The sequence below is a fragment of the Streptomyces sp. NPDC059740 genome, assembly GCF_042733155.1.
Lineage (GTDB): Bacteria > Actinomycetota > Actinomycetes > Streptomycetales > Streptomycetaceae > Streptomyces.
Window position 1 is genome coordinate 274,106 of sequence record NZ_JBHWGP010000005.1, and the last position, 22,001, is coordinate 296,106.

General features: G+C 72.6%; 16 protein-coding genes. 9 read left to right on the top strand and 7 right to left on the bottom strand.

The window, feature by feature from the left end:
• Window positions 1-118 precede the first annotated feature (118 nt).
• Window positions 119-544, top strand: a complete 426-nt coding sequence (locus tag ACFV3R_RS09525; RefSeq protein WP_385578193.1) for a Fur family transcriptional regulator — start codon at window positions 119-121, stop codon at window positions 542-544.
• Between the two features lie 115 nt (window positions 545-659).
• Here the strand turns inward: ACFV3R_RS09525 and ACFV3R_RS09530 are convergent, their stop codons facing one another.
• Window positions 660-2,465, bottom strand: coding sequence for a chloride channel protein (locus ACFV3R_RS09530; protein ID WP_385578196.1), 1,806 nt, complete (start codon window positions 2,463-2,465; stop codon window positions 660-662).
• 103 nt (window positions 2,466-2,568) lie between these two features.
• On the opposite strand from ACFV3R_RS09530, the gene ACFV3R_RS09535 reads away from it, so the two are divergent.
• Window positions 2,569-3,060 (top strand): MarR family winged helix-turn-helix transcriptional regulator, encoded by a 492-nt coding sequence (locus tag ACFV3R_RS09535; protein ID WP_385578198.1) that lies wholly within the window; start codon window positions 2,569-2,571, stop codon window positions 3,058-3,060.
• 133 nt (window positions 3,061-3,193) lie between these two features.
• Here the strand turns inward: ACFV3R_RS09535 and ACFV3R_RS09540 are convergent, their stop codons facing one another.
• The 3 genes from ACFV3R_RS09540 to ACFV3R_RS09550 all read right to left on the bottom strand — a co-directional run bounded on the left by ACFV3R_RS09540 (window position 3,194) and on the right by ACFV3R_RS09550 (window position 10,434).
• On the bottom strand, window positions 3,194-3,793 hold the full coding sequence (locus ACFV3R_RS09540; protein ID WP_385578201.1) for a lytic transglycosylase domain-containing protein: 600 nt from the start codon (window positions 3,791-3,793) through the stop codon (window positions 3,194-3,196).
• A 258-nt stretch (window positions 3,794-4,051) separates the two neighbouring features.
• Window positions 4,052-7,249, bottom strand: coding sequence for a TIM-barrel domain-containing protein (locus ACFV3R_RS09545; RefSeq protein ID WP_385578293.1), 3,198 nt, complete (start codon window positions 7,247-7,249; stop codon window positions 4,052-4,054).
• Window positions 7,250-7,518: 269 nt separating this feature from the next.
• Window positions 7,519-10,434: an alpha-glucuronidase family glycosyl hydrolase gene (locus ACFV3R_RS09550; protein ID WP_385578204.1), complete on the bottom strand. Its 2,916-nt coding sequence runs from the start codon at window positions 10,432-10,434 to the stop codon at window positions 7,519-7,521.
• Window positions 10,435-10,973: 539 nt separating this feature from the next.
• On the opposite strand from ACFV3R_RS09550, the gene ACFV3R_RS09555 reads away from it, so the two are divergent.
• A complete protein-coding gene (locus ACFV3R_RS09555) occupies window positions 10,974-13,829 on the top strand; it encodes a lectin (RefSeq protein WP_385578207.1) in 2,856 nt (951 codons plus the stop codon).
• Window positions 13,830-14,016: 187 nt separating this feature from the next.
• On the opposite strand, the gene ACFV3R_RS09560 is transcribed toward ACFV3R_RS09555, so the two are convergent.
• Together ACFV3R_RS09560 and ACFV3R_RS09565 are read right to left on the bottom strand one after the other, a co-directional pair.
• Window positions 14,017-15,060 (bottom strand): zinc-dependent alcohol dehydrogenase family protein, encoded by a 1,044-nt coding sequence (locus tag ACFV3R_RS09560; RefSeq protein ID WP_385578210.1) that lies wholly within the window; start codon window positions 15,058-15,060, stop codon window positions 14,017-14,019.
• Window positions 15,061-15,330: 270 nt separating this feature from the next.
• Window positions 15,331-15,633 carry an STAS domain-containing protein gene (locus tag ACFV3R_RS09565; protein ID WP_385578213.1) on the bottom strand — a complete coding sequence of 101 codons (303 nt, stop codon included), beginning with the start codon at window positions 15,631-15,633 and terminating at the stop codon, window positions 15,331-15,333.
• Between the two features lie 202 nt (window positions 15,634-15,835).
• Here ACFV3R_RS09565 and ACFV3R_RS09570 point away from each other — a divergent pair, with 202 nt between their 5' ends.
• Window positions 15,836-16,174 carry a helix-turn-helix transcriptional regulator gene (locus tag ACFV3R_RS09570; RefSeq protein WP_385578216.1) on the top strand — a complete coding sequence of 113 codons (339 nt, stop codon included), beginning with the start codon at window positions 15,836-15,838 and terminating at the stop codon, window positions 16,172-16,174.
• A gap of 317 nt (window positions 16,175-16,491) precedes the next feature.
• A complete protein-coding gene (locus tag ACFV3R_RS09575; protein ID WP_385578219.1) occupies window positions 16,492-16,890 on the top strand; it encodes a CDGSH iron-sulfur domain-containing protein in 399 nt (132 codons plus the stop codon).
• A gap of 158 nt (window positions 16,891-17,048) precedes the next feature.
• Here the strand turns inward: ACFV3R_RS09575 and ACFV3R_RS09580 are convergent, their stop codons facing one another.
• A complete protein-coding gene (locus ACFV3R_RS09580) occupies window positions 17,049-18,014 on the bottom strand; it encodes an iron-containing redox enzyme family protein (protein ID WP_385578296.1) in 966 nt (321 codons plus the stop codon).
• Between the two features lie 182 nt (window positions 18,015-18,196).
• On the opposite strand from ACFV3R_RS09580, the gene ACFV3R_RS09585 reads away from it, so the two are divergent.
• From ACFV3R_RS09585 to ACFV3R_RS09600, 4 genes are all read left to right on the top strand, one after another.
• Complete coding sequence (locus ACFV3R_RS09585) at window positions 18,197-19,018, top strand: HemK2/MTQ2 family protein methyltransferase (RefSeq protein ID WP_385578222.1); 822 nt, start codon at window positions 18,197-18,199, stop codon at window positions 19,016-19,018.
• Window positions 19,019-19,419: 401 nt separating this feature from the next.
• Complete coding sequence (locus ACFV3R_RS09590) at window positions 19,420-19,848, top strand: hypothetical protein (RefSeq protein ID WP_385578224.1); 429 nt, start codon at window positions 19,420-19,422, stop codon at window positions 19,846-19,848.
• A 127-nt stretch (window positions 19,849-19,975) separates the two neighbouring features.
• Entirely contained in the window at window positions 19,976-21,298 is a 1,323-nt protein-coding gene (locus ACFV3R_RS09595) for a sensor histidine kinase (RefSeq protein ID WP_385578227.1), read from the top strand.
• Window positions 21,291-21,956, top strand: a complete 666-nt coding sequence (locus ACFV3R_RS09600) for a response regulator (protein WP_385578230.1) — start codon at window positions 21,291-21,293, stop codon at window positions 21,954-21,956. Before ACFV3R_RS09595 ends, ACFV3R_RS09600 begins: the two co-directional genes overlap by 8 nt.
• Window positions 21,957-22,001 lie beyond the last annotated feature (45 nt).

Genomic DNA, 22,001 nt, shown 5'->3' on the forward strand with positions numbered 1-22,001 from the left:
ACGCCGGACTCGATCCTACGATGGACACAGTCCAAGTCAAGAAGAAAACCAGATCGATGGCCGACCGGCGCCCCGCCTCGGTCGACGTCCCCGTGCGCGACCCGAAGAGGTGACCTACGTGAGCGATCTGCTGGGACGGCTGCGTGGCCAGGGCTGGCGGTTGACGGCGCAACGACGGGTCGTCGCGGAGGTGCTCGACGGGGACCACGTGCACCTCACCGCCGACGAGGTGCACGCCCGGGCCGCGCAGCTGCTGCCGGAGATCTCCCGGGCGACCGTCTACAACACTCTCGGGGAGATGGTCTCGCTCGGTGAGGTCCTGGAGGTCTCCACGGACGGCCGCGCCAAGCGGTACGACCCCAATGCCAGACGTCCCCACCAGCACCTGGTCTGTTCGGTCTGCGGCACGATCCGCGACGTCCACCCGACCGGCAGCCCGCTGGCGGACCTGCCGCCGGCCGAGCGCTACGGCTTCACCGTGACCGATGCCGAGATCATCTACCGCGGCCTGTGTCCGGCGTGTTCGGGCCGCGCCCGGGGGTGAGTGGCTGCTGCCCGGCACGGGACGGTTCGCCCCGTGCCGGGCAGCGGACGCAGCCCCCGGGTGGCGCCACCGGACGCACCCGGCGGCGCCGGTCGACGGGTGCGCCGGCTTCGGCTCAGACGGTGGCCGGTGCGTGGAGTGCGCGCAGGGCGCCCTGGTGGGTCAGCCAGCCGGCGAGCCGGTCCTTGCCGGGGTCCAGGACGGGCAGGCCGGTTCCGGGCGCGGCCACCAGGACGTGCAGCGCGGTGGCCAGTGCCATGTCGGTGGTGACCGGTGGGGGTGATGCGGTGAGGTCGCCGACGGTGGCCGGGGCGGCGGGTCCGCCGTCGGGCCGTTCGGCGAGTGCCTCGGCGACCGCGCGGGCCGTCAGGGTGCCCAGGTAGCGCCCCTCCCCGTCGACGACGGGCAGCGCTCCGTGCTCGGACAGGCTCAACCGGTCTCCTGCCGCCTCGAGTTCGGTGGTGGCGGTCAACGGGGTGGGAAGCACCTCCATGACTGTCTCCACCGCCTGCGCTCCCAGCTTGGCTCCGGTTGCCGGAGCGTCCAGATCGATGCCCCGGCGCCGCAGCTTGAGGGTGTAGACGGTGTCGCGGGACAGGAGGCGGCTGGTGAGGGTGGCCAGCACGATGGCGAGCATCAGCGGCAGGATGATGGAGTACTGGCCGGTGAGTTCGAAGAGGATCACGACGGCGGTGATGGGGGCCCGCGCGGCGCCGGCGAAGACGGCCCCCATGCCGACCAGGGCGTAGGCGCCCGCCGCTCCCGCGGAGTGCGGCATCAGCTGGTGGACCCCCGCCCCGTAGGCGGAGCCGAGCATGGCGCCGATGAACAGGCTGGGGGCGAAGACGCCACCGGAACCGCCGATGCCGATGGTCAGACTGGTGGCGAGGGCCTTCCCGACGAGCAGGAGAAGCAGGAAGGCCGCGGCGTACCCGCCGTGGGCCGCCTTCTCCAACACGGGATAGCCGACCCCGTACATCTCGGGCAGCACCAGGAGGACGAGGCCGAGCAGCAGACCTCCGAGAGCGGGACGCAGCCACTCGGGGCCGCGCCAGGCCCAGTCGCAGGCGTCCTCGATCCAGTACAGGACCCGGGTGAAGCCGACGCCGACGCCCCCTGCGACCACCCCGAGCAGCGCGAACAGGGCGTACTGAGCCAGGTGTCCGACGTGGAACGGCGGCAGAGTGAGGAACGCCGTGTCGCCGAACGCGGCCCGGCCGATGACACTCGCGGTGACGCTGGAGAGCACCGTGGCGCCGAACGCCTCGACGCTGAAGGCGCCCAGTATCAGTTCCATCGCGAAGAAGACGCCCGCCAGCGGGGCGTTGAAGGTGGCGGCGATACCACCGGCCGCGCCACAGGCGACCAGCAGCCGCATCCGGTCCTCGGAGACCTTCACCACCCGGCCCAGAGTGGAACCGAGCGCGGACCCGATCTGGACGATGGGCCCCTCCCGCCCCACCGAGCCGCCCGAGCCGATGCACAGGGCGGAGGCCAGCGCCTTGACGACGGCGACCTGGGGGTTGATCCGGCCGCCGCGCTGAGCGACGGCGAGCATCACCTCCGGCACGCCGTGGCCGCGGGCCTCCTTGGCGAAGCGGTCGACCAGCGGTCCGTACAGCAGCCCGCCGAGCACCGGAGCCAGCACCACGAAGGCAGGGCCAAGCCAGGGCACGTGCGGGTTCGGGCTCCGTCCCGCCCCGGCGTAGTCGCCGTGGCCGGAGAAGAGGCCGGTGAACGTCACGATCAGCCAGCGGAAGGCGATCGATCCCAGCCCGGCTCCGGCCCCGACCGTCACGGCGAGCGCGAGCAAGCCCCACGGGGCGTCGCGCACCCACGCCGCGAGTGACGGCGGTCGGGTCCCCACGACGGCCTCCTCCACGCCGGCGGGCACGGGACCCGCCTCGTCCGCAACAGTCATGTCTTCCTCTCCTCGTCCTTTTTGCATTATGCAAACGTTGTCAAGTCGACCTTCGGACGAGGTAGAAATGAGCGTGGTCGAGCGCGAGGTAAGGACAGCGGACATGGGTGACGTCGATGCGGTGACCCGGGCGGTGCTCACCGCTTCCCGGGTGCTGGTCGGTGTGTCCGCCCGCTCGCTGACGGCGGTCGAGGACAAGATCACCCTGCCCCAGTTCCGGCTGCTGGTCGTACTCTCCGCGCACGGCGCGAGCAACCTGTCCACGGTGGCCGAGCTCCTCGGAGTCAACCCCTCCACCGCCATGCGCATGATCGACAGGCTGATCGGCGTGGGCTTCGCGGACCGACGCGCCAACCCGGACAACCGGCGCGAAACGATGATCCAGCTGACGGAGGACGGACGACGCACCGTCGAGGAGGTCACCGCGCGGCGCCGCCAGGAGGTCTCCGCCATCGTCGGCCGGATGGCGCCGGCCCAGGGCGCGGCACTGGTCGAGGCGCTCACCGCCTTCACCGAGGCAGCAGGCGAGCCCACCGTCCCGCCGGCCGGCCAGGGCGCCTACCCCCTGGGCTGGGCCGACACCTCACCTCTCTGACCGGCCCGGGAGCACCCGCGCCCCGCCCCCGCTCCGCCCGGAGTCCCGGACCGCGCGCCGGCCGGCTCCGGTGTCCTCGCCTCCCCCGCCCGCGGGGACGACCAGAGGCGGACCCGTCGGCGGCGGCTCGGGATCAGGCCGGTCCGTCCGCGCGCGGCTCCATGCTGTCCGCCAGCACCTCGGCGGCCCGGGTCCGGTGGGCGCGGAAGCGGCGGAGGTAGGAGCGGGCCATGGGGCCCGGCGGGACGCCGCGGGCGAACGCGCGCATGTTGCGTTCACCGGCGTTGTAGCCCAGGGCGAGGAGTTCCTCGCGGGTGTAGCGGCGCACGTGCCGCTCCGGAAGACGCCGGTCGAGGTCGCTCAGGTACAGGGCCGCCGTGTGCACGGCGAAGGGGGGACGGTCACGCAGGTCCTGCCACTGCCCCGACAGGCCGTGCGTGCGGCGGACCTGCTCGAAGGTCGCACGGTGCATGTTGGCCACCCCGAAGGCCGCCCCGGGTTTCCACCACTGCCACAGGCGCTCGAGCAGCGGGTGGTGCGGCTTGTACGCCTCGTTGTGGAGCACCGTCATCAGGAGCAGGGGGGACACTCCGGCCTCTCCTGCGCTGCGCACCACCGATGCGGCGTAGTCGGCCGGGTCGTAGGCGCCGGGCCGCAGTGGTGGTGTCCGCACACCCTCACCGCACACCGGCCGGTGCTCTCGCTTCGTCGCCACCGTCGATCCCTCGGCCATCTCTTCCGCCACCTCTCCCCCACCACCTGCCCTGCCGGGACGGCAGGGCGCCCACCGTCCGGGGTTTCATCTGCCCGCTGGTTCCGGCCCCATGCCGACGGGCCGTGCCCCGGGCCGGGGCGGGCACGGTGGTGGGTGGTCCCTCACCGATCGCCGGACGCCGCCGAGCCCGCTCGCACGCTGCGCGAACGGGCTCGGCGGAAGTCCCGCGCCGGCTGTCCGTCCCCGTCGGGGAGCGGGCGGACGGGCAGAGGCGGCCTAGCGGTAGGTGACGGTGACGGGCTCGTGCACGGAGAGGCGGGGCAGCTCGACGGTGAGCACGCCGGTGGCACTGTCCCAGTGGTACGCGTGCGGGGACAGCCGCACTCCGCGCGCCGTGACCTCGGTGGGTGCGTGGGTGCCCAGGAGCGAGAGCGTCCACTTGCGCTTGAGCACCTGGCCGGGGAAGGACCCTCGGGCGGGGCCGATCGACACGGTGTGGCGCGCACCCTTGTGTGCGTACCGGATGGTCGTCGTGGCCCCGCGGTCCTTCCGCGTCGTGGTGCCGTCGTCCTCGTAGAGGCTGTACGACCCCGGGGCGCCGGTGGCGATGGAGAGCGTGACGTCTGTCAGGGGGTTGCGGTCGTGGTCGGTGACGTCGTGGGTGCGGGTGGGCAGGATGCCGCCGGCCTTGACGAACACCGGCATCGTGTCGAGCCCGGTAGTGATCTCGTGGGTGGTTCCGCCGGCGTAGGTCCGGCCGGTGAAGTAGTCGGTCCACTGGCCGGGCGGGAACCACACCGAGGTGGTGGCGGAGTCACCGGGGGTGGTCACCGGGGCCACCAGCACGTCCGGGCCGTAGAAGTACTCGCTGTTCGCGGCCGCGTACGCCTGCGGTTCCCCGGGATACTCGAGGTAGGTGGGCCGGACGATCGGCACCCCGGTCCGGTGCGCCTCCTCGGCGAGCGTGTAGGTGTAGGGCAACAGGTTCTCCCGGAGGTTGAGGAACCTGTCCGCCGACTTCCGTGCCGCGCTGCCGTACTGCCAGGGCAGCCGGTCGCTGTGGTTGCTGTGCAGGCGGTCGATCGGCTGGAAGGCCCCGAACTGCACCCAGCGTGCGTACAGGTCGTCGGGCAGCTTGTGCGTGGTGCGCTGCTGCCCGCCGTCGGTGTACGTCTCCGAACCGGTCAGCCCCGTCGTGTCGTTGTGGCCGCCGATGTCGTGGGTGACGGCCGCCATTCCGGTCGCGGCGGACTCCCCCGGTGTGTAGCCGACCTCCAGCTTCAGGGTGCCCCAGGTGGAGGCAGTGTCGCCGGTGAAGTGGACGGTCGTGCGCTTGTCCGCCCACGGCCCGGTCGGCAGCGCCTGCTGCCCGCTGTACCCGCCGGCCTGGAGTGAGCCGTAGGCCCGGGAGAGGACGAAGCCCCGCCCGAGCTTTCCGGCGGTGGCGGTGGCGTACTGCTGGTTGATCCACGCGTCCGGGCTCACCCCGGGCAGCGAGGACCGGGACGCGTCACAGCACCAGTCCAGCCACCAGAAGTCGTTGCCCTGCCGGTCCATGGTCCGGTGCAGGTCCAGGTAGGCCTTGAGCTGGTCCGGGTCGCCGAAGTCGAAGGTGTAGCAGTTGTCCTCGACCTCGGCCCCCGAGGCACAGCCGCCCTTGGACAGTTTGCCCTTGGCGATGGCCTGCGCCTGGGCGAACTGGGGGTCGGAGGCCAGGATGCTCGGGTGCACGTTGAGCGTGTTGTGCAGGCCCTGGGAGGCGGACCAGTCGAAGAAGCCCTCGGGGTCGGGGAACTTGGTGCGGTCCATCTCCCAGCCGCTCCAGTCGTTCACCGCCTTGTAGTCGGTGTCGGTCACCAGGACGTCGAGGGGGACGCCCTCCGCCCGGAACGCCGGCAGGATCGTGTCGCGGTAGTCGGCGGCCGTCCGGTCGATGTACTCCGAGTACCAGACGCCGTACGCCCACGGGGGCAGCAGCGCCGGCGGCCCGGTCAGCGTGGCCAGGTCGGCCAGCCCCTGCTTGTAGTCGTGTCCGTAGCCGAAGACGTAGCCGTCCTGGTAGGGCGCACCACCGTGGCCGGGGCGGGGCCGGACCTTCTGCGCCCCCGTGTCGTACAGCGCCGAGGGGGTGTCGTCGAGCAGGTACCAGCCGTCCTGGTTGAGCAGGCCCGGGGTGGTGGTGAGGGTGCTGCTGCCGCCGTCGACGCCGTCCAGTCCCCGGCGGTAACCGCCCAGCGCGATGTGCGGCGGGGGCGCGGCCCGGCCCGGGGTGGCCACCGAGAGGGTGTCGGCGTTGACGTGGCAGCTGGCCTGGTCGGGGCAGCCGAGGGTGATGTCGTCGGCGCCTGCCTTGAGGGGGACGGACACGGCGGCCGTCTGCCAGTCGTCCCAGTCCTTCGTCGCGGGAAGCTCCAGGGTGGTGGAGGTGCCGCCGGTGGTGACGGTGGCCTGGCGTGTGCGGTGGAGGCCGTCACCGCCCGTCCCGTTGGCGTAGCGCACCCGGAGGGTGTAGACGCCGTCGGCGGGGACGCCGACCAGGTGGGTCGTCAGACCGGCCCCCTGGTCGAGTTCGGCGGCGAAGCCGTTGCCGGCGTACCCCTTGTGGTCCGTGGCGGTGATCGCGCCGCCACCGAGCCGGGCGGCCTCCGCCTCGCACGCCACGCCGAACATGCAGTCCCTGATCGCCGTGGTGGACACGGGCGGGTACGGGTCGCCGGGCCGGACCAGCGCGAGGCTGTCGATGTTCACGTCCCCGGAGTCCGAAGCGGTCCGGGTCAGTGCGAGCGTGTGGTGTCCCGCGCCGAGTTGGAGACGGGCGGTGGCCAGGCCCCAGGTGTCCCAGTCCGCCGTGGTCGGCAGGCTCACCTGCTGCTGCTCCCCGCCGTCGACGGAGAGGGAGAGGCTGCGGGTGCGCGTCTGGCCGTCGCCGCCGCGGGAGTTGGCGTACCGCAGAGCGAACTGGTAGGCGCCCGCGTCCTTGACATCGATGTCGGTGGACAGTGAGCTGCCGGTGCTCTCGAAGCCCGCCGCGAATCCGGAGCCGGTGTGGCCCTTGTGGTCGGAGGCGGTGGACGCCCCGTTGAGCTGGAGGTCCTCCGCCTCGCACAGCGCGCCGGGGGTGCAGAGGAGATGCTGCCAGGGCGCGGCGGTCACCGGGGTGCCCGCCGTCAGGTCGACGAGGAGGTTCTGGGCGTCGAACGCCCCGGAACCGACCCGGTAGCGCAGGGTCATCGCACTCGTCCGGATGGTGAGCCAACCGTCCGACGTCCGGGCGCTGTAGGCGGTCGGCGTGAACTCCCCGCGCCCGATCGCGTTGAACGTCGGTTCGTCGGTGAATTGCTCGTCACCTGCGTACTCGGTGCGGATGAGGGTGGGTGAGAGGACTTCGAAGCGGGCGTTTCCGGAGGAGACGGTGGGGATGCGGTGCCCGCCGTCCCCCTTGGCCGTCGCGGCACCGGCACCGGTCAGCGTCATGGCGGCGGCCAGGGCCGAAGCGGTGGCGACGCCCACCGTGCGGCGCAGGCGTCTCGGACGCCGGTGGGTCGTTCCGGCTCTCATACGCAACTCCTCATCTCCTGTCAGCGGCTGGTCGCCCCTGCCCGGGTTGGTGCTGACCACGGTGTACCGGCTTGCTGCTGACTGCGGCGCCGGCCGCGCCCCTCCCGGCCCACGTCTGTGGGAGGCAGGCGCGAGCACCGCCCCGCCGTGCCCCCGCCGTCCCGCGGGGCACGGCGGAGCGGTGCTCAGTCGTCCGTCACGATCACGCAGGCACCGAGGTGCCAGGACTCCCCCTCCCGGGCGGACAGCTCCAGGTCGACCTCCCCTCCGCTCGGACCTCCGTCCAGCGGGACCTGCAACCAGGTGAACTCCCGGCCGTCGAGCTGCTCGCTGCGGGCCTTCTCCACGCCGCCCACCCGCACGATCAACGGCCGGTTGAAGGTGTTGGGGTCGCCGGTGAGCAGGTGCGCGGTGCAGCGCCCGGCGGGCAGCTTCAGCCGCAGCACGGCCGGGGCGCTGTCGTGCACGTAGTCCCGGCGGACGACGTCGAAGAGCCCGGTGTCCGTGGCGTCGGGTGTGTTGCCGACCCAGCCGAAGGCGGCCCCCTCGTGCCAGGTGTCGGCAGTGCCGAGCCGGGTGTAGCCCGTCAGCACCGGGGCCGAGTCGGACCCGGCGTCCAGTGCGTGCACGCATCGCGTGGCCGGTGGGAGGACGACGACCTTGGCCAGGCTGCGCAGCGAGGAGTCGAGAGCCGGTACCGAGCCGGACCGGGGGCGGGCGTGCAGGGTGGCGAGCGCCGGGGCCGGCGGCGGCACGACGGCCAGGTCCACCGTCTCGTCCTCCGCCGGGGCCACGTAGCAGGTCGCCTCCTCGGACCGCCAGCCCTCGGGTACGTCCAGTGAGGTCACGGTGCGCAGCCCGGAGGCCGTCGCGTTCACCACCTGGACGGGAAGGGTGTTGCGCTCGCCGCCCAGCAGCGCCGTGTCGGCGGGTGCGACGACGGCCTGTATCCAGCTGCGGTGCTCGTCGCGGACCCGGCTCAGCTCGAACCAGTAGGCGACCAGGGTGTCCCGCCACTGGGCGGCCTTGGCGCTCTGCTCCCTGAGCTGGCTGCTCACCTCGGTGAGCCTCCGGTGGTCGATGCGGCTGCGCAGCCCGTCCCAGTCCTCGCGCATGGCCGCCACCCGTGCCGCGCCGGAGAAGTGCGTGTCGTAGATGTGCTGGATCACGGTGGTGCCGTCGCCCAGCCGGTGGGTGTACGGGACGTGGTGGAGGAAGAGCAGCAGTTCCTCGGGGCAGTCCGCCGTCGACTCGTAGGCCTTCTGCGTCGCCGGCGCGTACAGCTGGGTGTAGCCGTCGCCCGTGGCGGCCGTGCGGTCGTGGCCGATGCCCTCGCGGTCGGAGCGGTGGAACTGGGTGGTCGTCGTCGGGCTGGGGTCGAAGTGGCCTGTCACCGAGCCGTCCGGCGGGTGGGTGAGGTAGCCGGTGCCCAGTGGCGAGGTGTAGTCCTCGTAGGTGCGCCAGGAGCCGAGGAGCAGTGCGGACACCGTCTCCACGACCCGGGGGTCGTTGCCGAAGGTCATCCGGGTCCACTCGGTGGCCAGGTCCTGCGCCGACAGTTCCGGGTTCCACGCCAGCCGCCCGTAGCCGTGCGTGTTGGCGGCGGCCAGGTGCGAACCGGTCCAGTTCCTGTCGTCGCCGAAGTTCATCACGCCGGCGAACCCGCAGTGCGAGTAGGAGTGCACCCGGCCGGTGACGACCCGGGCCACGGTGCTGCCCTCGCCGGCTTTGAGCGTGTCGAAGTCCAGGACCTCCTTCCACTGCGGCACCAGGTAGCACAGGTGGGTGGCGTGGCCGGTGTACTCCTGCGTCACCTGTAGTTCGATCATCGAGTTGGTCCGGGGCAGCGAGCCGAAGAGCGGGTGGGCGGGCTCGCGGACCTGGAAGTCGATGGGGCCGTTCTTGATCTGGACGACGGCGTTGTCCGCGAACTTCCCGTCCAGTGGCGTGAAGTCGAGATAGGCCTGCCGGTCCCACTTCTCGTCGGTGTCGTGGACGAACGACCGCCACATCACGATCCCGCCGTAGGGTCTGACGGCGCCGGCCAGCAGGTTGGCTCCGTCGGCGTGGGTGCGTCCGTAGTCCAGCGGGCCCGGGCGGCCCTCGGAGTTGGCCTTGACCAGGAAGCCGCCGAAGTCCTCGATCCTGCCGTAGATCTCCTTGGCCTTCTCCGCCCACCAGCTGCGGACCCCCGCGTCGAAGGGGTCGGCCGTCTCCAGGCCGGCCAGGTCGATGGGCGCGGCGAAGTTCGCTGTGACGTACAGCCGCACGCCCCATCGGCGCAGTACTCCGGCCAGGGCGGCCAGCTTGGTCAGGAACGGCTCGGCAAGGTAGGCCGCGGTGGTGTTGACGTTGTTGATCACAGCACCGTTGATGCCGAGCGAGGCCAGGGCGCGCGCGTAGTCCGTGTACCGCTCGTCGAGTCGCGGCAGCTTCTCCCAGTCGAAGAAGGACCGACCCGCGTAGCCGCGCTCGATCGAACCGTCCGCGTTGTCCCAGTGGTCGGCCAGCCGCAGCGCGGCCGCCGGACGTTCGGTGAGGTCGAGGTGGTCCAGTGGCTGACCGGTCTGCAGGAGCCGCAGCAGGTGGAAGGCGCCGTAGAGCACCCCGCGGTCGGTGCGGGCCGCCACCACGGTGCGTGTTCCGCCGCGCCTGGTGACCCGGCGGACGACGTACCCCTCCTCCCCCAGTTCCGCCAGGTCCCCGGCGGGCACCAGTTCGCGGACCAGGTCGGAACTGGCGGGGGTGCCCACCACGAGTGCGGCGCCGGACGGGGCGTCCTCGCGCTGCCGGACGGGGACGCCGAGCAGCCCGGTCAGGCCGCGCTCCAGTTCCCGGGCGGCCGACTCCTGCAGCGGGCCCCCTCCCTGCCGGACGAAGGAGCTCAGGGCGGCCCGGTAGCGCGTCAGCCGGTCGGGATCGTCCACCTGCCGGTACCGCAGCCACAGGTCGTACCCGTCCTCCCGGGGCAGCGGCGCCTGCGGCGGTTCGTCGAGGGGAGCCGGTTGCGCCGACGCCGGTACCGGAAGGCCGAGCGCGGTGACCGCGCCCCCCAACGCAGCCGCAGACAGGATGCTGCGGCGCCGTATCCCTGAGCTCACGCTTCTCACTCCCGTTGATGAACGAACAGTGCACGTCTCCAGGCCAGGACCAGGCGCCGCCACCGTCACACGCCTTCCGACAGGTGTCAACACATACAACCAAAAGAGAACATGGCACTCGTGGCGCACAACCACCGGGCCCCGGGCTTGAGTTGCCGGCGCGCCTTCGCCTCCCTCGGGGCGCCACGGGCGATGACAGGCAGTGGCCCCCGTGCCGCGCCGAGGGACGCCGGCACCAGACAGCCCCGTCGGACCCCGCCCCGACCCCGGGATGCCGAACCGGCCAACCCTCACGGTAGGTAGTTGACGCGTACCTGCCGCATGGCTACGTTCCCCGAGAACGCCTGCTCTTCTCCGGCACCTCAGGTCGCTCTGCCGTGTGGGCACTCCCCGCTCTCGTACGTCCCGCCACCACCGGACCGTACGGCGCAGCCCGACAACGTTGCCAGAGGCGCCACCGCACGGGTCCTTTTCACCGCATCGCCCTCCGGCGCCCACCCGGGGAGCCGGCGGACACGAGCACGAGGAGCACCTCGGACATGAGACGTACCTCCCGCCCCTCCGCAGTCCTCGGCGGCGGACTGCTGGCCGCTGCCCTCGCCGTGTCGGGGATCGCCGCCCCCGCGTCGGCGGCCGGGAAACCCGCAGCACTCGTCACCGCCCCCGCAGCACTCGTCAACCCGTTCATCGGCACGTCGAACCAGGCCAACGACTTCCCCGGTGCCGATGTGCCGTTCGGCATGGTGCAGTGGAGCCCCGACACCCCCTCCCGCCCGCCCGGAGGCGGTTACGAGTACAACGACAAGTCGATCTCCGGTTTCAGCCTGACCCACATCGCCGGGCCGGGCTGCGGCGCCGCCGGCGACATCCCCGTGCTCCCCACCGTCGGGGCGGTCAGCACCTCGGCCACCGACGGTTTCTCGCACGCCGACGAGAGCGCCTCGGCCGGCACCTACAAGGTGGCCCTGGCCAACAAGGTGACCACCGAGCTGACCGCCACCCAGCGCAGCGGCATGGCGCGCTTCACCTTTCCCGCCACCCGCCAGGCCAACCTCGTCTTCAAGCTCACCGGCAGCCAGAACGGCGCCACCCACACGCAGTTCGACGTGGTGTCCGGGAACGAGGTCAGTGGACAGGTGACCAGCGGCCGCTTCTGCGGTGCCGGGAACACCTACACCGTCTACTTCGACATGGTCTTCGACCAGCCCTTCACCACCAGCGGCACCCCCGCCGCCAAGCCGACGCTGCGCCGAAGGACCGACCAGGGCGCCTCGAAGAACACCAAGGAGAAGGCCAACAAACCGGTTCTGCACGGCAGTCCGGCCACCGCGCCCACCAACGGAAAGGCCGGGACGAAGGCCGCCCCCGAGGCCGCCGCCAACAACGGGTACGTGACCTTCGACGCCACCGCCCACCCCGTCGTGCAGGCCAAGGTCGGCATCAGCTACGTGTCCGTCGCGGGCGCCACGGCCAACCGTACGGCCGAGAACGCCGGCTGGGACTTCGACGCCACCCGCACCGCCGCGCAGAACGCCTGGAACTCCGAGCTGGGCAGGGTCCGGATCGGCGGCGGCACCGCGGCGCAGCAGCAGAACTTCTACACCGCGCTCTACCACTCCCTGCTGCACCCCAACATCGTCAGCGACACCGACGGCCGGTACCCGGGCTTCGACGGGAAGACGCACACCGTCGACTCCGGCCACAAGGCCGCCTACGGGAACTACTCCGGCTGGGACATCTACCGGTCCCAGGCCCAGCTGGAGGCACTCGTCGATCCACAGGCGGCCTCCGACACCGCGCAGTCCATGCTCGACGACTACCGGCAGACCGGCATCTTCCCCAAGTGGTCCGAGGACAACGGCGAGTCCTACGTGATGGTCGGTGACCCCGCCGCGCCCATCATCGCCGACTACTACGCGTTCGGTGCCCGGCAGTTCGACACCGCCGAGACGCTCAAGGCCCTCGTGGCCCAGGCGTCGAAGACCAACAACGACCGGCCCGGCCTGAACTACCTGGACTCACCCGGCTACCTGCCGCACGACGGGAGCTACGGCTGCTGCAACTTCTACGGGCCCGTCGCCACGACGCTGGAGTACGACACCGCCGACTTCGCCCTGTCCGCACTCGCCGGGGCCCTCGGCGACAGCGCCGACCAGAAGACGTACGCCGCCCGGGCGCAGGACTGGCGCAACGTGCTCAACCCGGCGTCCGGCTTCGTGGAGCCACGGAACGCGAGCGGGTCCTGGACGGGCAACTTCGACCCGACCAGCGGCACCGACATGGTCGAGGCGGACTCCTGGATCTACACCGGCATGGTGCCCTTCAACATCGCCGGCCTCACCCGGGCCAAGGGCGGCAACACCGCCATGAACCACTACCTCGACAACGTCCTGCGCAGTTACACCGGTGCCAACGGCTACGCCTGGGTGGGCAACGAGCCCAGCATCGAACTGCCCTGGGAGTACGACTGGACCGGCGCCCCCTACAAGACGCAGGGCACGGTCCGCGCGATCCAGGACGAGATCTGGTCCAACACTCCGGGCGGGCTCGCCGACGGCAACGACGACCTCGGCGCGATGAGCGCCTGGTACGTGTGGTCGGCGCTGGGCATGTACCCGCAGGCCCCGGGGACCGCGGACCTCGCCCTGGGCTCACCGCTCTTCCCGCAGGCCGTCGTGACCCTGCCCTCGGGCAAGAAGCTGAACGTCAACGGGAACGGCGCCGCGGACGACGCGCCCTACGTGCAGTCCGCGAGCTGGAACGGCGGCGCCTGGAACAACGCCTACGCCCCCACCGCGGCCCTCGCCGCCGGCGGCACCCTGGCCTTCGCGCTGGGCACCAGCCCGAACACCGCCTGGGCCGCGGGTGGCTCCGCCGCCCCGCCCTCCTACGCGGGCGGCACCGCGGCCCCGGCGTCACCGCGCATCGGCGCCGTCACCTCGGGCGTCGCGGGGAGCAACGGGAAACTGTGCCTCGACACCGCCAACTCGGGTACCGCCGACGGCACCCACATCCAGATCTGGGGGTGCGACAGCACCTACGCACAGGACCTGACGATTGCCGGCGACGGCACCCTGCGGGTCCTCGGCAAGTGCGTCGACGTCAGCAACAGCGGTACCGCCGACGGCACGCTCGTCCAGCTCTACCACTGCAACGGCAGCGGCGCGCAGCAGTGGAAGCCCGGGAGCAGCGGCTCCCTGGTCAACCCCGAGTCCGGCAAGTGCCTGGACGACCCCAACTCCACGACCACGGAAGGAACACAGCTGCAGATCCACACCTGCAACGGCACCGCCGCACAGAACTGGACCCTCCCGGCCGCACCGGCCGAGGCCGGCAAGAAGAAGACCGCCCACCCGGCGCAGAAGGCCACCGGCAAGCAGACCGGGAAGCACTGACGTCCGGCCCGTCCCGGCGGCGCTCCCCGGGGGCGGCGCCGCCGGGACGGTCTGCACGGCTCGCAGCACGCGCGACCGGCTGGACGGCTGCACGGAACGACGCCGTACCGGGAGCGACAGGGCACACGACCTGCGGGGCGCCCACCAGGGAAGGGGGACGCCCCGCAGGGCCGGGCAACCGGTCAGGTCAGCTCTTGATGAGCACCTTCAGTGCCGAGCGGTCGTCCATCGCCGCGTAACCGGCGGGGACGTCCTCCAGGGGGACCGTCAGGTCGAAGACCGGCGACGGGTCGACGGTGCCGTCCAGGACGTCGGGCAGCAGCTCGGGGATGTAGGTGCGGACCGGCGCCACTCCCCCGCGCAGGGCGATGTTCCGGTTGAACATCTCGCCGAGGTCCAGACCGGTACCGCTGCCGTGCGGAACGCCGACGTAGCCGATCGCGCCCCCGTCGCGGGTGATCCCGACGGCGGTGCGCATCGACTGCTCGGTGCCGACCGCCTCGATGACGGCGTGTGCGCCGTGGCCGCCGGTGAGTTCGCGCACCGCGGCGACGGCGGCCTGGCCGCGCTCGGCCACCACGTCGGTCGCGCCGAAGGACCGGGCGATGTCGGTACGGGCGGTGTGGCGGCCGAGGGCGATGATCTGCTCGGCACCGAGGCGGCGGGCGGCCAGCACTCCGCAGAGCCCGACGGCGCCGTCCCCCACGACGGCGACCGTGGTGCCCGGGCGGACGCCGGCGCCGACGGCCGCGTGGTGGCCCGTTCCCAACACGTCGGACAGCGCGAGCAGCCCGGTGAGCAGCCGGTCGTCCTGGGCCGCCTCGGCGGGCAGCCTGACCAGGGTGCCGTCCGCGTAGGGCACGCGGACCGCCTCGCCCTGGCCCCCGTCAGAGCCCGGCGCCCCCCAGAAGCCGCCGTGCTCACAGGAGGTGGTCAGCCCCTCACGGCAGTACTCGCAGGTGCCGTCGGACCAGACGAACGGGGCGACGACCAGGTCGCCCCGGGAGACGGAGGAGACCTCGGAGCCGGTCTCCTCGACCACACCGAGGAACTCGTGGCCGATGCGCTGTCCCGGTTCCCGCGCGGACTCGCCGCGGTAGGCCCACAGGTCGCTGCCGCAGATGCAGGCCCGCAGCACCCGCACCACGGCGTCCTGCGGGAGGCGTACGACCGCGTCGGGCACCTCCTCGACGCGTATGTCGTGGGGGGCGTGGATGGTGGTGGCGCGCATGGGGTGGTTCCTCGGCATTCGGCGGGTTCAGGCGGTTACACGAAGGCAACCGCGAAATCCTCCCATTGATTCCCCGGCCGGATGCCCCTCCTGCCTTGCTTCCCAGCCCGGGCTCCACCCGGCCGGGAGCCGCCCGGTCAGGAGCCGTCCGCGGGCAGGGGCCTTCCGGCTTCCCCCGCGCCGGTCACCGGCCGCGAGAGCAGCGACTCCGTGCGGGGCCGGGACTGGCGGGCCTGACGCGCACGGCACCGGCGCCCCCGTCGAGGCCGGTCAGGAGGCCGCGGCGTCCTCCACCGTCTCCCGGACGTGCAGGACGGTGTCGACCCCGGCCACGCTCAGCAGGCGCCGCACCTGCGGGCCCGGGGCGGCCAGGCGCAGGGTGGTGGTCTGGTGCACGAGGATCACCAGGTTCAGGAACGAGGAGTCCGCGAAGGTGACCCCCGAGGTGTCCAGGACCACCTTGGTCTTCTCCACGGCTGCGCTGGTCAGCACATCCGCCAGTGGCGTGACGGAGTGCATGTCGTACTCGCCCTCGGCGACGACGACCCAGGCGTCGCCGAGCTGGTACTGCACCACCGGAGGCTGCGCCGGAGCGCTCCCGCCGCTCGGGTCGGGCGGATGCGCGCTCCCCTGGACGGTCTCGCCCAAGGGCCCTGCTATCACTGCTTCGTCCCACGACATCGCCGGGCCTCCCAGCCTGTTCCTACCGAACCCCGTCGCTCAATGCGCGAAAATTATGTCACGTATCTGGAGTCCGGCAAGTCCGTCACCTAAAATGCCGTGCATGATCGGAGAATCCGGAGCTCACATCGGGTGGACATTCATCACCAACCACGCTCGCGTTCTGGCGGCCATCGCCGACGAACCGAACGTGCGCATCCGTGACATCGCCACGCACTGCCGGCTCACCGAGCGCGCGGTTCAACGGATCATCTCCGACCTCGAGCAGGACGGTTACCTCTCGCACACCCGCGAGGGGCGCACCAACACCTACCGGATCGACCCGGACAAGGTGCTGCGCCACCCGGCGGAAGCCGGCGTGACCGTCGCCTCCCTGCTCTCCCTCCTGGTGCAGGACGAGAGCGACCGCACCAAGGGCACCGTCTCCCCGTAGCCACCGAGCCTCCGGAAGCCGCCCGGGTTGCCGTTCCGGCCGCGCCCCGCGCCCACGCCACCGCGCTCCGGCGGGGAAGAGCCGCTCGCATCGCCGGGCCGCCCGGAACCTGCGGGTCCGCGGCACCGGACTCCTCGACGGCCCCGCCCGGCAGGCCCCGCACCCCTGCGGGCTCCGCCGCCCGCCCGGCTCTGGCGGGCGGACGGCACCGGGAGGCGTGAAGGCGGCCAGGCGGGGCATCCCCCAAGGCGACTGTGGAGGCCTGTCCGGCGAAGGCAGCGATCCTCGCGCGGACCCACCGAGCCGAGGAGTGCGCCATGGCAGTGCAGCAGGACGACGCCGCGAGCGCGGACGGCCGCCGTACCGCGCCGGCACCGGCCCGCCCCGGGAGGGCGCCGCGGCTGCGTCAGGAGCCGGGCGGACCGACGCTGGTGGAGGGCCCGGTGGAAGTGGTGTGCGAGGACGGTTCGGTGGTGCGCTCCGACCGGCCGATGGTCGCCGTGTGCACCTGCCACCGCAGCCGCATCCTCCCCTGGTGTGACACCAGCCACCGGGCGCGCCGGAGGGACCCGGCAGCCGGGCGGCCCGCGGACGCCCCGACGACCGGACGCGCGGCAGGTGACGCGGAGCCGGACGCCCCCGACCGGGCCGCCCCGGGCCGGGCACACCGGGACGGCAGCCGGCCCCGGGCAGGTGGCGGCGCGTCCCCCGCCTGAGGGCCATGCGGCGGACACGGCCCCCCGGCGCCCCCGGTCAGGGCCCCGGCGGCGGTCCCAACGGCCGGTGAGGGCGCCTCCGCGGCGGGCGGCGGCGGCCGGATCTGCCCCGGCGCGCCGGGCGTTCTCAGCGGGCGGTGCTCACGGGGCGGACGTCGTCAGAGCGGGGCGTACAGCGAGGACCGCCCGGCCTCCCAGTTCGCCAGCAGGTGCTCGCTCAGCCGGTCCTCCACGAAGGCGGTGGCGGTGATGCCGAAGGCCACGTCCTCCTCCAGCTCCGGCTCGTCCTGCAGGAGCCCGGCGATGACCTCCTGGCGGACCAGTTGCTCGTGGACGGCGTCGGCCTCGACGTGCTCCGTGTAGAAGTGCTCGGCCGCCGGGCCCGCTTCCAGTCGTTCCATCGCCTGCGCCAGACGGCGGGAACCCGGTGAGGAGGTGATCTCCACCGCGGCGAAGTGGCCGACCAGGGAGCCGCGCAGTCGGCGGTGCAGGCCGAACAGCGACATCATGTTGACGACCGCCAGCGAGGGCGCCGAACCGGCCCCGAGGTAGCGGTTGCAGGCGGTCTCCAGCCCCAGGTCGGCCATGAGGCCGGCGAAGAGGCGGGCGTGGATCCGGTCGGCACGCCCGGCGCCGAACTCGTCGTACTCCACGGCCACCATCGCGGCCTTCGCCCGGCCGCGCAGCCGCGGCACCACCCACAGGTGGGGGTCGGCCTCCTTCAGGTGGTACAGGGAGCGCTGGGCCGCGTACTCGCGCATCTGCCACAGCTCCCCCTTGACCCGCAGGTACTCCGACACACCCTCCGGGTGGACGGGTTCCACGGTGACGTCCCGCAGCGCCGTCGACAGGTCGCCCTGCGGCGCGTCCCGCCGCAGGGCGGCCAGGAAGCGGCGCTCCAGGGCCCCTCCCACCGCCAGCAGCCCCGGGTCCCACTCCCAGCCGTCGTCGACCCCCACGAGGCCCTGGTAGTGCAGCTCGTAGCAGAGGTAGAGCGCCAGCTGCAGGTCGTCTCCGTAGGGGTCCGCGTCCTCGGCTTCCACCGGCTGACGGATCGGGGTGCCGGGGGCGGTGCCCAGAGCGGAGATCACCGAGGCCGACAGTGGGCCGCGGGCGGGAGGCATGACCGTCACTGCTGCTCCTGAGGTCGTCCGGGGGGCGAGGGGGAAACCGGGAGCGCGGCCGGTGGAGAGGCCGCTGCCGCGCCCGGGGCTCGGCGTGCGCCTTCCCCCGACCGGTCCGCTGCATGTGTGGACCGCGAGGAGGTCACGCGTTTATCCCGGGACACACCGGACACCGGTGTGCCGTGCCTCTCATCACACTGCCCGGCGTGTACGCGCCGCAACAGGACAGCGCCCTGCTGGTGGCGGCCCTGCGCCAGGAGGTCTTCACCACCGACACCACGGTGCTGGAGGTCGGGTGCGGGACGGGCGCCGTCTCGCTGGCCGCCGCCCTGCACGGGGCCGGTCGGGTGACCGCGGTCGATCTCTGCCGCCGGGCCGTCGCCTCCGCACGGCTCAACGCCAGGCTGTGGGGCGTCGAGGACCGGGTGTCGGTGCGCCGCGGCGACCTCGCCGACGCCGCGGCGGGGCAGCGTTTCGACGTCCTCCTCGCCAACCCGCCCTACGTCCCGACGCCGCCCGGCAGCCGGACGCGGGGCCGTGCCAGGGCGTGGGACGCCGGCCCGGACGGCCGCGTCCACGTGGACGGGATCTGCTCCCGGGCCCCGGACCTCCTCGCCCCCGGCGGCGTCCTGCTGATGGTGCACTCGGCCCTGACCGGCACGGAACGGACGCTCCAGCAGCTGGACGACATGGGCATGGCCGCAACGGTCACCCGACGCCGGACCATCGCCTTCGGCCCGGTCCTGCGCGGCCGGGCCTGCTGGCTTGCCGCCCAGGGGCTGATCACCGAGGGACAGACCACCGAGGAGATCGTCGTCGTCCGCGCGGTCGCGCCCCGCCGGAGCGGCCAGCGCCGCGCACCCGGGACCGGCCGCCCGGGCACCGCGACCGGCGCAAGCCCCGACCGCCGGCCCGCCTCGGCCGGTCCGCTGGGCCCCGGCGCAGGTCCCGGCCCGGTCGGGCACACCGGTCCCGCCGGCGTGGACGCCCCGCTGCCGACCTGAGCCGGGGCAGCACTTCGGGACGGCAGGTGCGCGGCGCCCCGGTGGGCCACACTCCGAGCCGCAGTGCGCGGCGCCCCGGTGGGCCACACTCCGAGCCGCGGTGCACGGCGCCCCCTGGTCGTCGTCCAGCAGGTCCACCGCAGGGACCTACCGGGCCGCCCCGCGCGCCGGCTCCTGTGACATCCGGCGGGCAGGGGCCACCACGCCGTGGCCGACGCACCCCTGCACGCCCTGCGCGCGGTGTCAACCAACCGATCGGCTGATCCTCTCCACCGGTCTGCCGGCGCGACTCCACCGCAGGGCTCCACCGTCCCCGCCGGCCGGTCGATGCGGGCCCACCGGCCGCGCTGGAAAGCTACAGAGGAAGCACCAGCCGAACGCCGGACGAAGGGACCCTACTCATGGGCGCCAGCAGCATCTCACCCGAACTCCTCGCCGACTCCCGCGTGCAGGCGTCGTTCCGCGGCGTCCGGCGCCTGGTCGGTTACTACTTCCTGCTCAGCCTCCTCACGCTGGGCGTGGTCATCCTGCTCCGCGACCACAGCTCGCTGGTGAACGACGCGGTCTGGACCCGGAGCGTCATCGTCGTCGCCAGCGCCCTGCTGACATGGATCTTCGCCCGGCGCGCGGCCCGCGGTTCGCGCAAGGGCTTCCTGCAGGTGCGTCTGGTGTCCGCCATCATGCTGGTGGCCATCGTGGTGATCATCAGCCTGCCCGGGACGTTCCCGACCTGGATGCGGGCCGAACAGGCCGTGTGCGGGCTGCTGTTGCTGGGCGTGGTCATCAAGATCAACAGCAAGCACGTGCGCCGGCTGTTCGCGGCATCCTGACGCGGCCGTCCCGGCCGGCACCCCGCCCACCCGCGTCTCACTGAGCGTGACGGGCCTGCCACCCCCGTTGTTACCATCGCGGAACACCCACGAACCGCAGCGTTCCTGAGCCCGGGAGTAGCGCGAAATGAGCAGCCGGCCGGCCCGGACGACGCGACGGCAGTACGTGCGGAAACCCTGGTGGCCTCCGCTGGTGACCGTCGTCCCCTACGCCCTGCTCGCCGTCCTGGTGCTCATCCTGGTCGTCGGGGGCGACCCGCCGCGCCGCGACCTGGTGATCGACCTGGTCCTGTGCGCCCTGGCGGCACTCTGGATGCTGGTGATGGTCACCCTGAACCCCACGTGGACGGGGCGGCCCAGGACGATGGCCGTCTTCTTCCTCGGTTTCGTGGTGATCGCCGGCGCCCTGACCTTCCAGGCCGCCTGGTTCGGGATCTTCGCGATCGTCGGCTACGCCTACGCCTTCACCGTCCTGTTGTGGCCCTGGCGTCTGCTGGGTGTCGCCGCCATGGCGGTCATGGCGGGCACCGCCCAGGCCGCGGACGTCCCCAAGACCACGTACCTGGGCCTGACTTCCTACCTGATCATCCTGGCCCTCAACGTCCTGGCGATGTGCGGACTGGCCTGGTTCGACCAGAACAGCTACGAGCAGTCCAACCGCCGCCGGCAGGCCCTGGAGGAGCTGGGTGAGGCGAACCGGAGGCTGGAGGAGACCCTGGCGGTCAACGCCGGTCTGCACGACCAGTTGCTGGCCCGGGCTAGGGAAGCCGGCATGCTCGACGAGCGGCACCGCATGGCACGCGAGATCCACGACACCCTGGCCCAGGGGCTGACGGGCATCATCACCCAGCTGCAGGCCGCCGAGCAGGTCGTCGGCGATCCGGCGCGCTGGCGCCGGCACTTCTCGGCCGCGAGCACCCTGGCGCGGCAGAGCCTGGCCGAGGCCCGCCGTTCGGTCGCCGCGCTGCGTCCCGGGCCCCTGGAGTCCGCGGCGCACCTCAGCGAGGCGCTGGCGGATGTCGCCGACCGGTGGTCGGCCCTGCACGGCGTCCCGGTCGAGTTCACCACCACCGGCACGGTGCGCCCGCTGTCCCCCGACGCCGAGACCGTGCTCCTGCGCACCGCCCAGGAGGCGCTCGCCAACATCGCCAAGCACGCGCACGCCGGCCGCGTCGGGCTCACCCTCTCCTACCTGGACGACGAGGTGGCCCTCGACATCCGGGACGACGGCCGCGGGGTGGACATCACCGACGCGCAGTTCCTGCGGCCCGACCGGCGGGGCGACGGGGCCGGCAGCGGGTTCGGGCTGCTGGCCATGCGACAGCGCGTCGAAGGCCTGTCCGGAGTCCTCCACTTCGAGTCCGAACCAGGGCTCGGCACCGCCGTCTCAGCCTCCCTGCCCGCACCGGCGTCGCACGCCGCCCCGTCCTCCAAGGCCAGCCATGACTGACGTCGCCCCCATCACCCTGCTGATCGCCGACGACCACCCGGTGGTCCGCGACGGCCTGAGCGGGATCTTCGACAACGACCCCGGCTTCAAGGTGCTCGCGCAGGCGGCCGACGGCGCGGAAGCCGTCCGCCTCGCCGAGACGCTGCGCCCCGACGTGATCCTCATGGACCTGCGCATGCCCACCATGGACGGCGTCACGGCCATCACCGAGCTGGCGCGGCGCAGCGTCCCCACCTACGTACTGGTGTTGACCACCTACGACACCGACAGCCACGTGCACCAGGCCATCGATGCCGGGGCCACGGGCTACCTGCTCAAGGACGCCCCGCGCGACGAACTGGTCCGTGCCGTCCGCGAGGCGGCCCAGGGCCGCAGCGTCCTCTCCCCCGCCGTGGCCTCGCGTCTGCTCTCCCGGGTCCGCGAGCCCGCGCCCGAACCGCCCCGGCTGCTCAGCCAGCGGGAGTTGGAGGTGCTGAAGCTGGTGGCGGCGGGCCAGTCGAACCGGCAGGCCGCGGCGACGCTCTTCCTCAGTGAGGCCACCATCAAGTCCCACCTGCTCAACATCTACGCCAAGCTCGGTCTCAACGACCGTGCCGCCGCGGTCGCCGAGGCGTACAACCGCGGATTGCTGACCCCCGAGCGCCCCGCCGAGCAGTGACCGGCGGCGCGGGCCCCGGAAGGCGTCCGCGCCGTGGCACGCACG

Bases quoted from the DNA above. Each gene is read 5' to 3' on its own strand.
- ACFV3R_RS09530 (WP_385578196.1), bottom strand. From the start codon at position 2,465: ATGACTGTTGCGGACGAGGCGGGTCCCGTGCCCGCCGGCGTGGAGGAG.
- ACFV3R_RS09535 (WP_385578198.1), top strand. From the start codon at position 2,569: ATGGGTGACGTCGATGCGGTGACCCGGGCGGTGCTCACCGCTTCCCGG.
- ACFV3R_RS09540 (WP_385578201.1), bottom strand. From the start codon at position 3,793: ATGGCCGAGGGATCGACGGTGGCGACGAAGCGAGAGCACCGGCCGGTG.
- ACFV3R_RS09545 (WP_385578293.1), bottom strand. From the start codon at position 7,249: ATGACGCTGACCGGTGCCGGTGCCGCGACGGCCAAGGGGGACGGCGGG.
- ACFV3R_RS09555 (WP_385578207.1), top strand. From the start codon at position 10,974: ATGAGACGTACCTCCCGCCCCTCCGCAGTCCTCGGCGGCGGACTGCTG.
- ACFV3R_RS09560 (WP_385578210.1), bottom strand. From the start codon at position 15,060: ATGCGCGCCACCACCATCCACGCCCCCCACGACATACGCGTCGAGGAG.
- ACFV3R_RS09570 (WP_385578216.1), top strand. From the start codon at position 15,836: ATGCCGTGCATGATCGGAGAATCCGGAGCTCACATCGGGTGGACATTC.
- ACFV3R_RS09575 (WP_385578219.1), top strand. From the start codon at position 16,492: ATGGCAGTGCAGCAGGACGACGCCGCGAGCGCGGACGGCCGCCGTACC.
- ACFV3R_RS09580 (WP_385578296.1), bottom strand. From the start codon at position 18,014: ATGCCTCCCGCCCGCGGCCCACTGTCGGCCTCGGTGATCTCCGCTCTG.
- ACFV3R_RS09590 (WP_385578224.1), top strand. From the start codon at position 19,420: ATGGGCGCCAGCAGCATCTCACCCGAACTCCTCGCCGACTCCCGCGTG.
- ACFV3R_RS09595 (WP_385578227.1), top strand. From the start codon at position 19,976: ATGAGCAGCCGGCCGGCCCGGACGACGCGACGGCAGTACGTGCGGAAA.
- ACFV3R_RS09600 (WP_385578230.1), top strand. From the start codon at position 21,291: ATGACTGACGTCGCCCCCATCACCCTGCTGATCGCCGACGACCACCCG.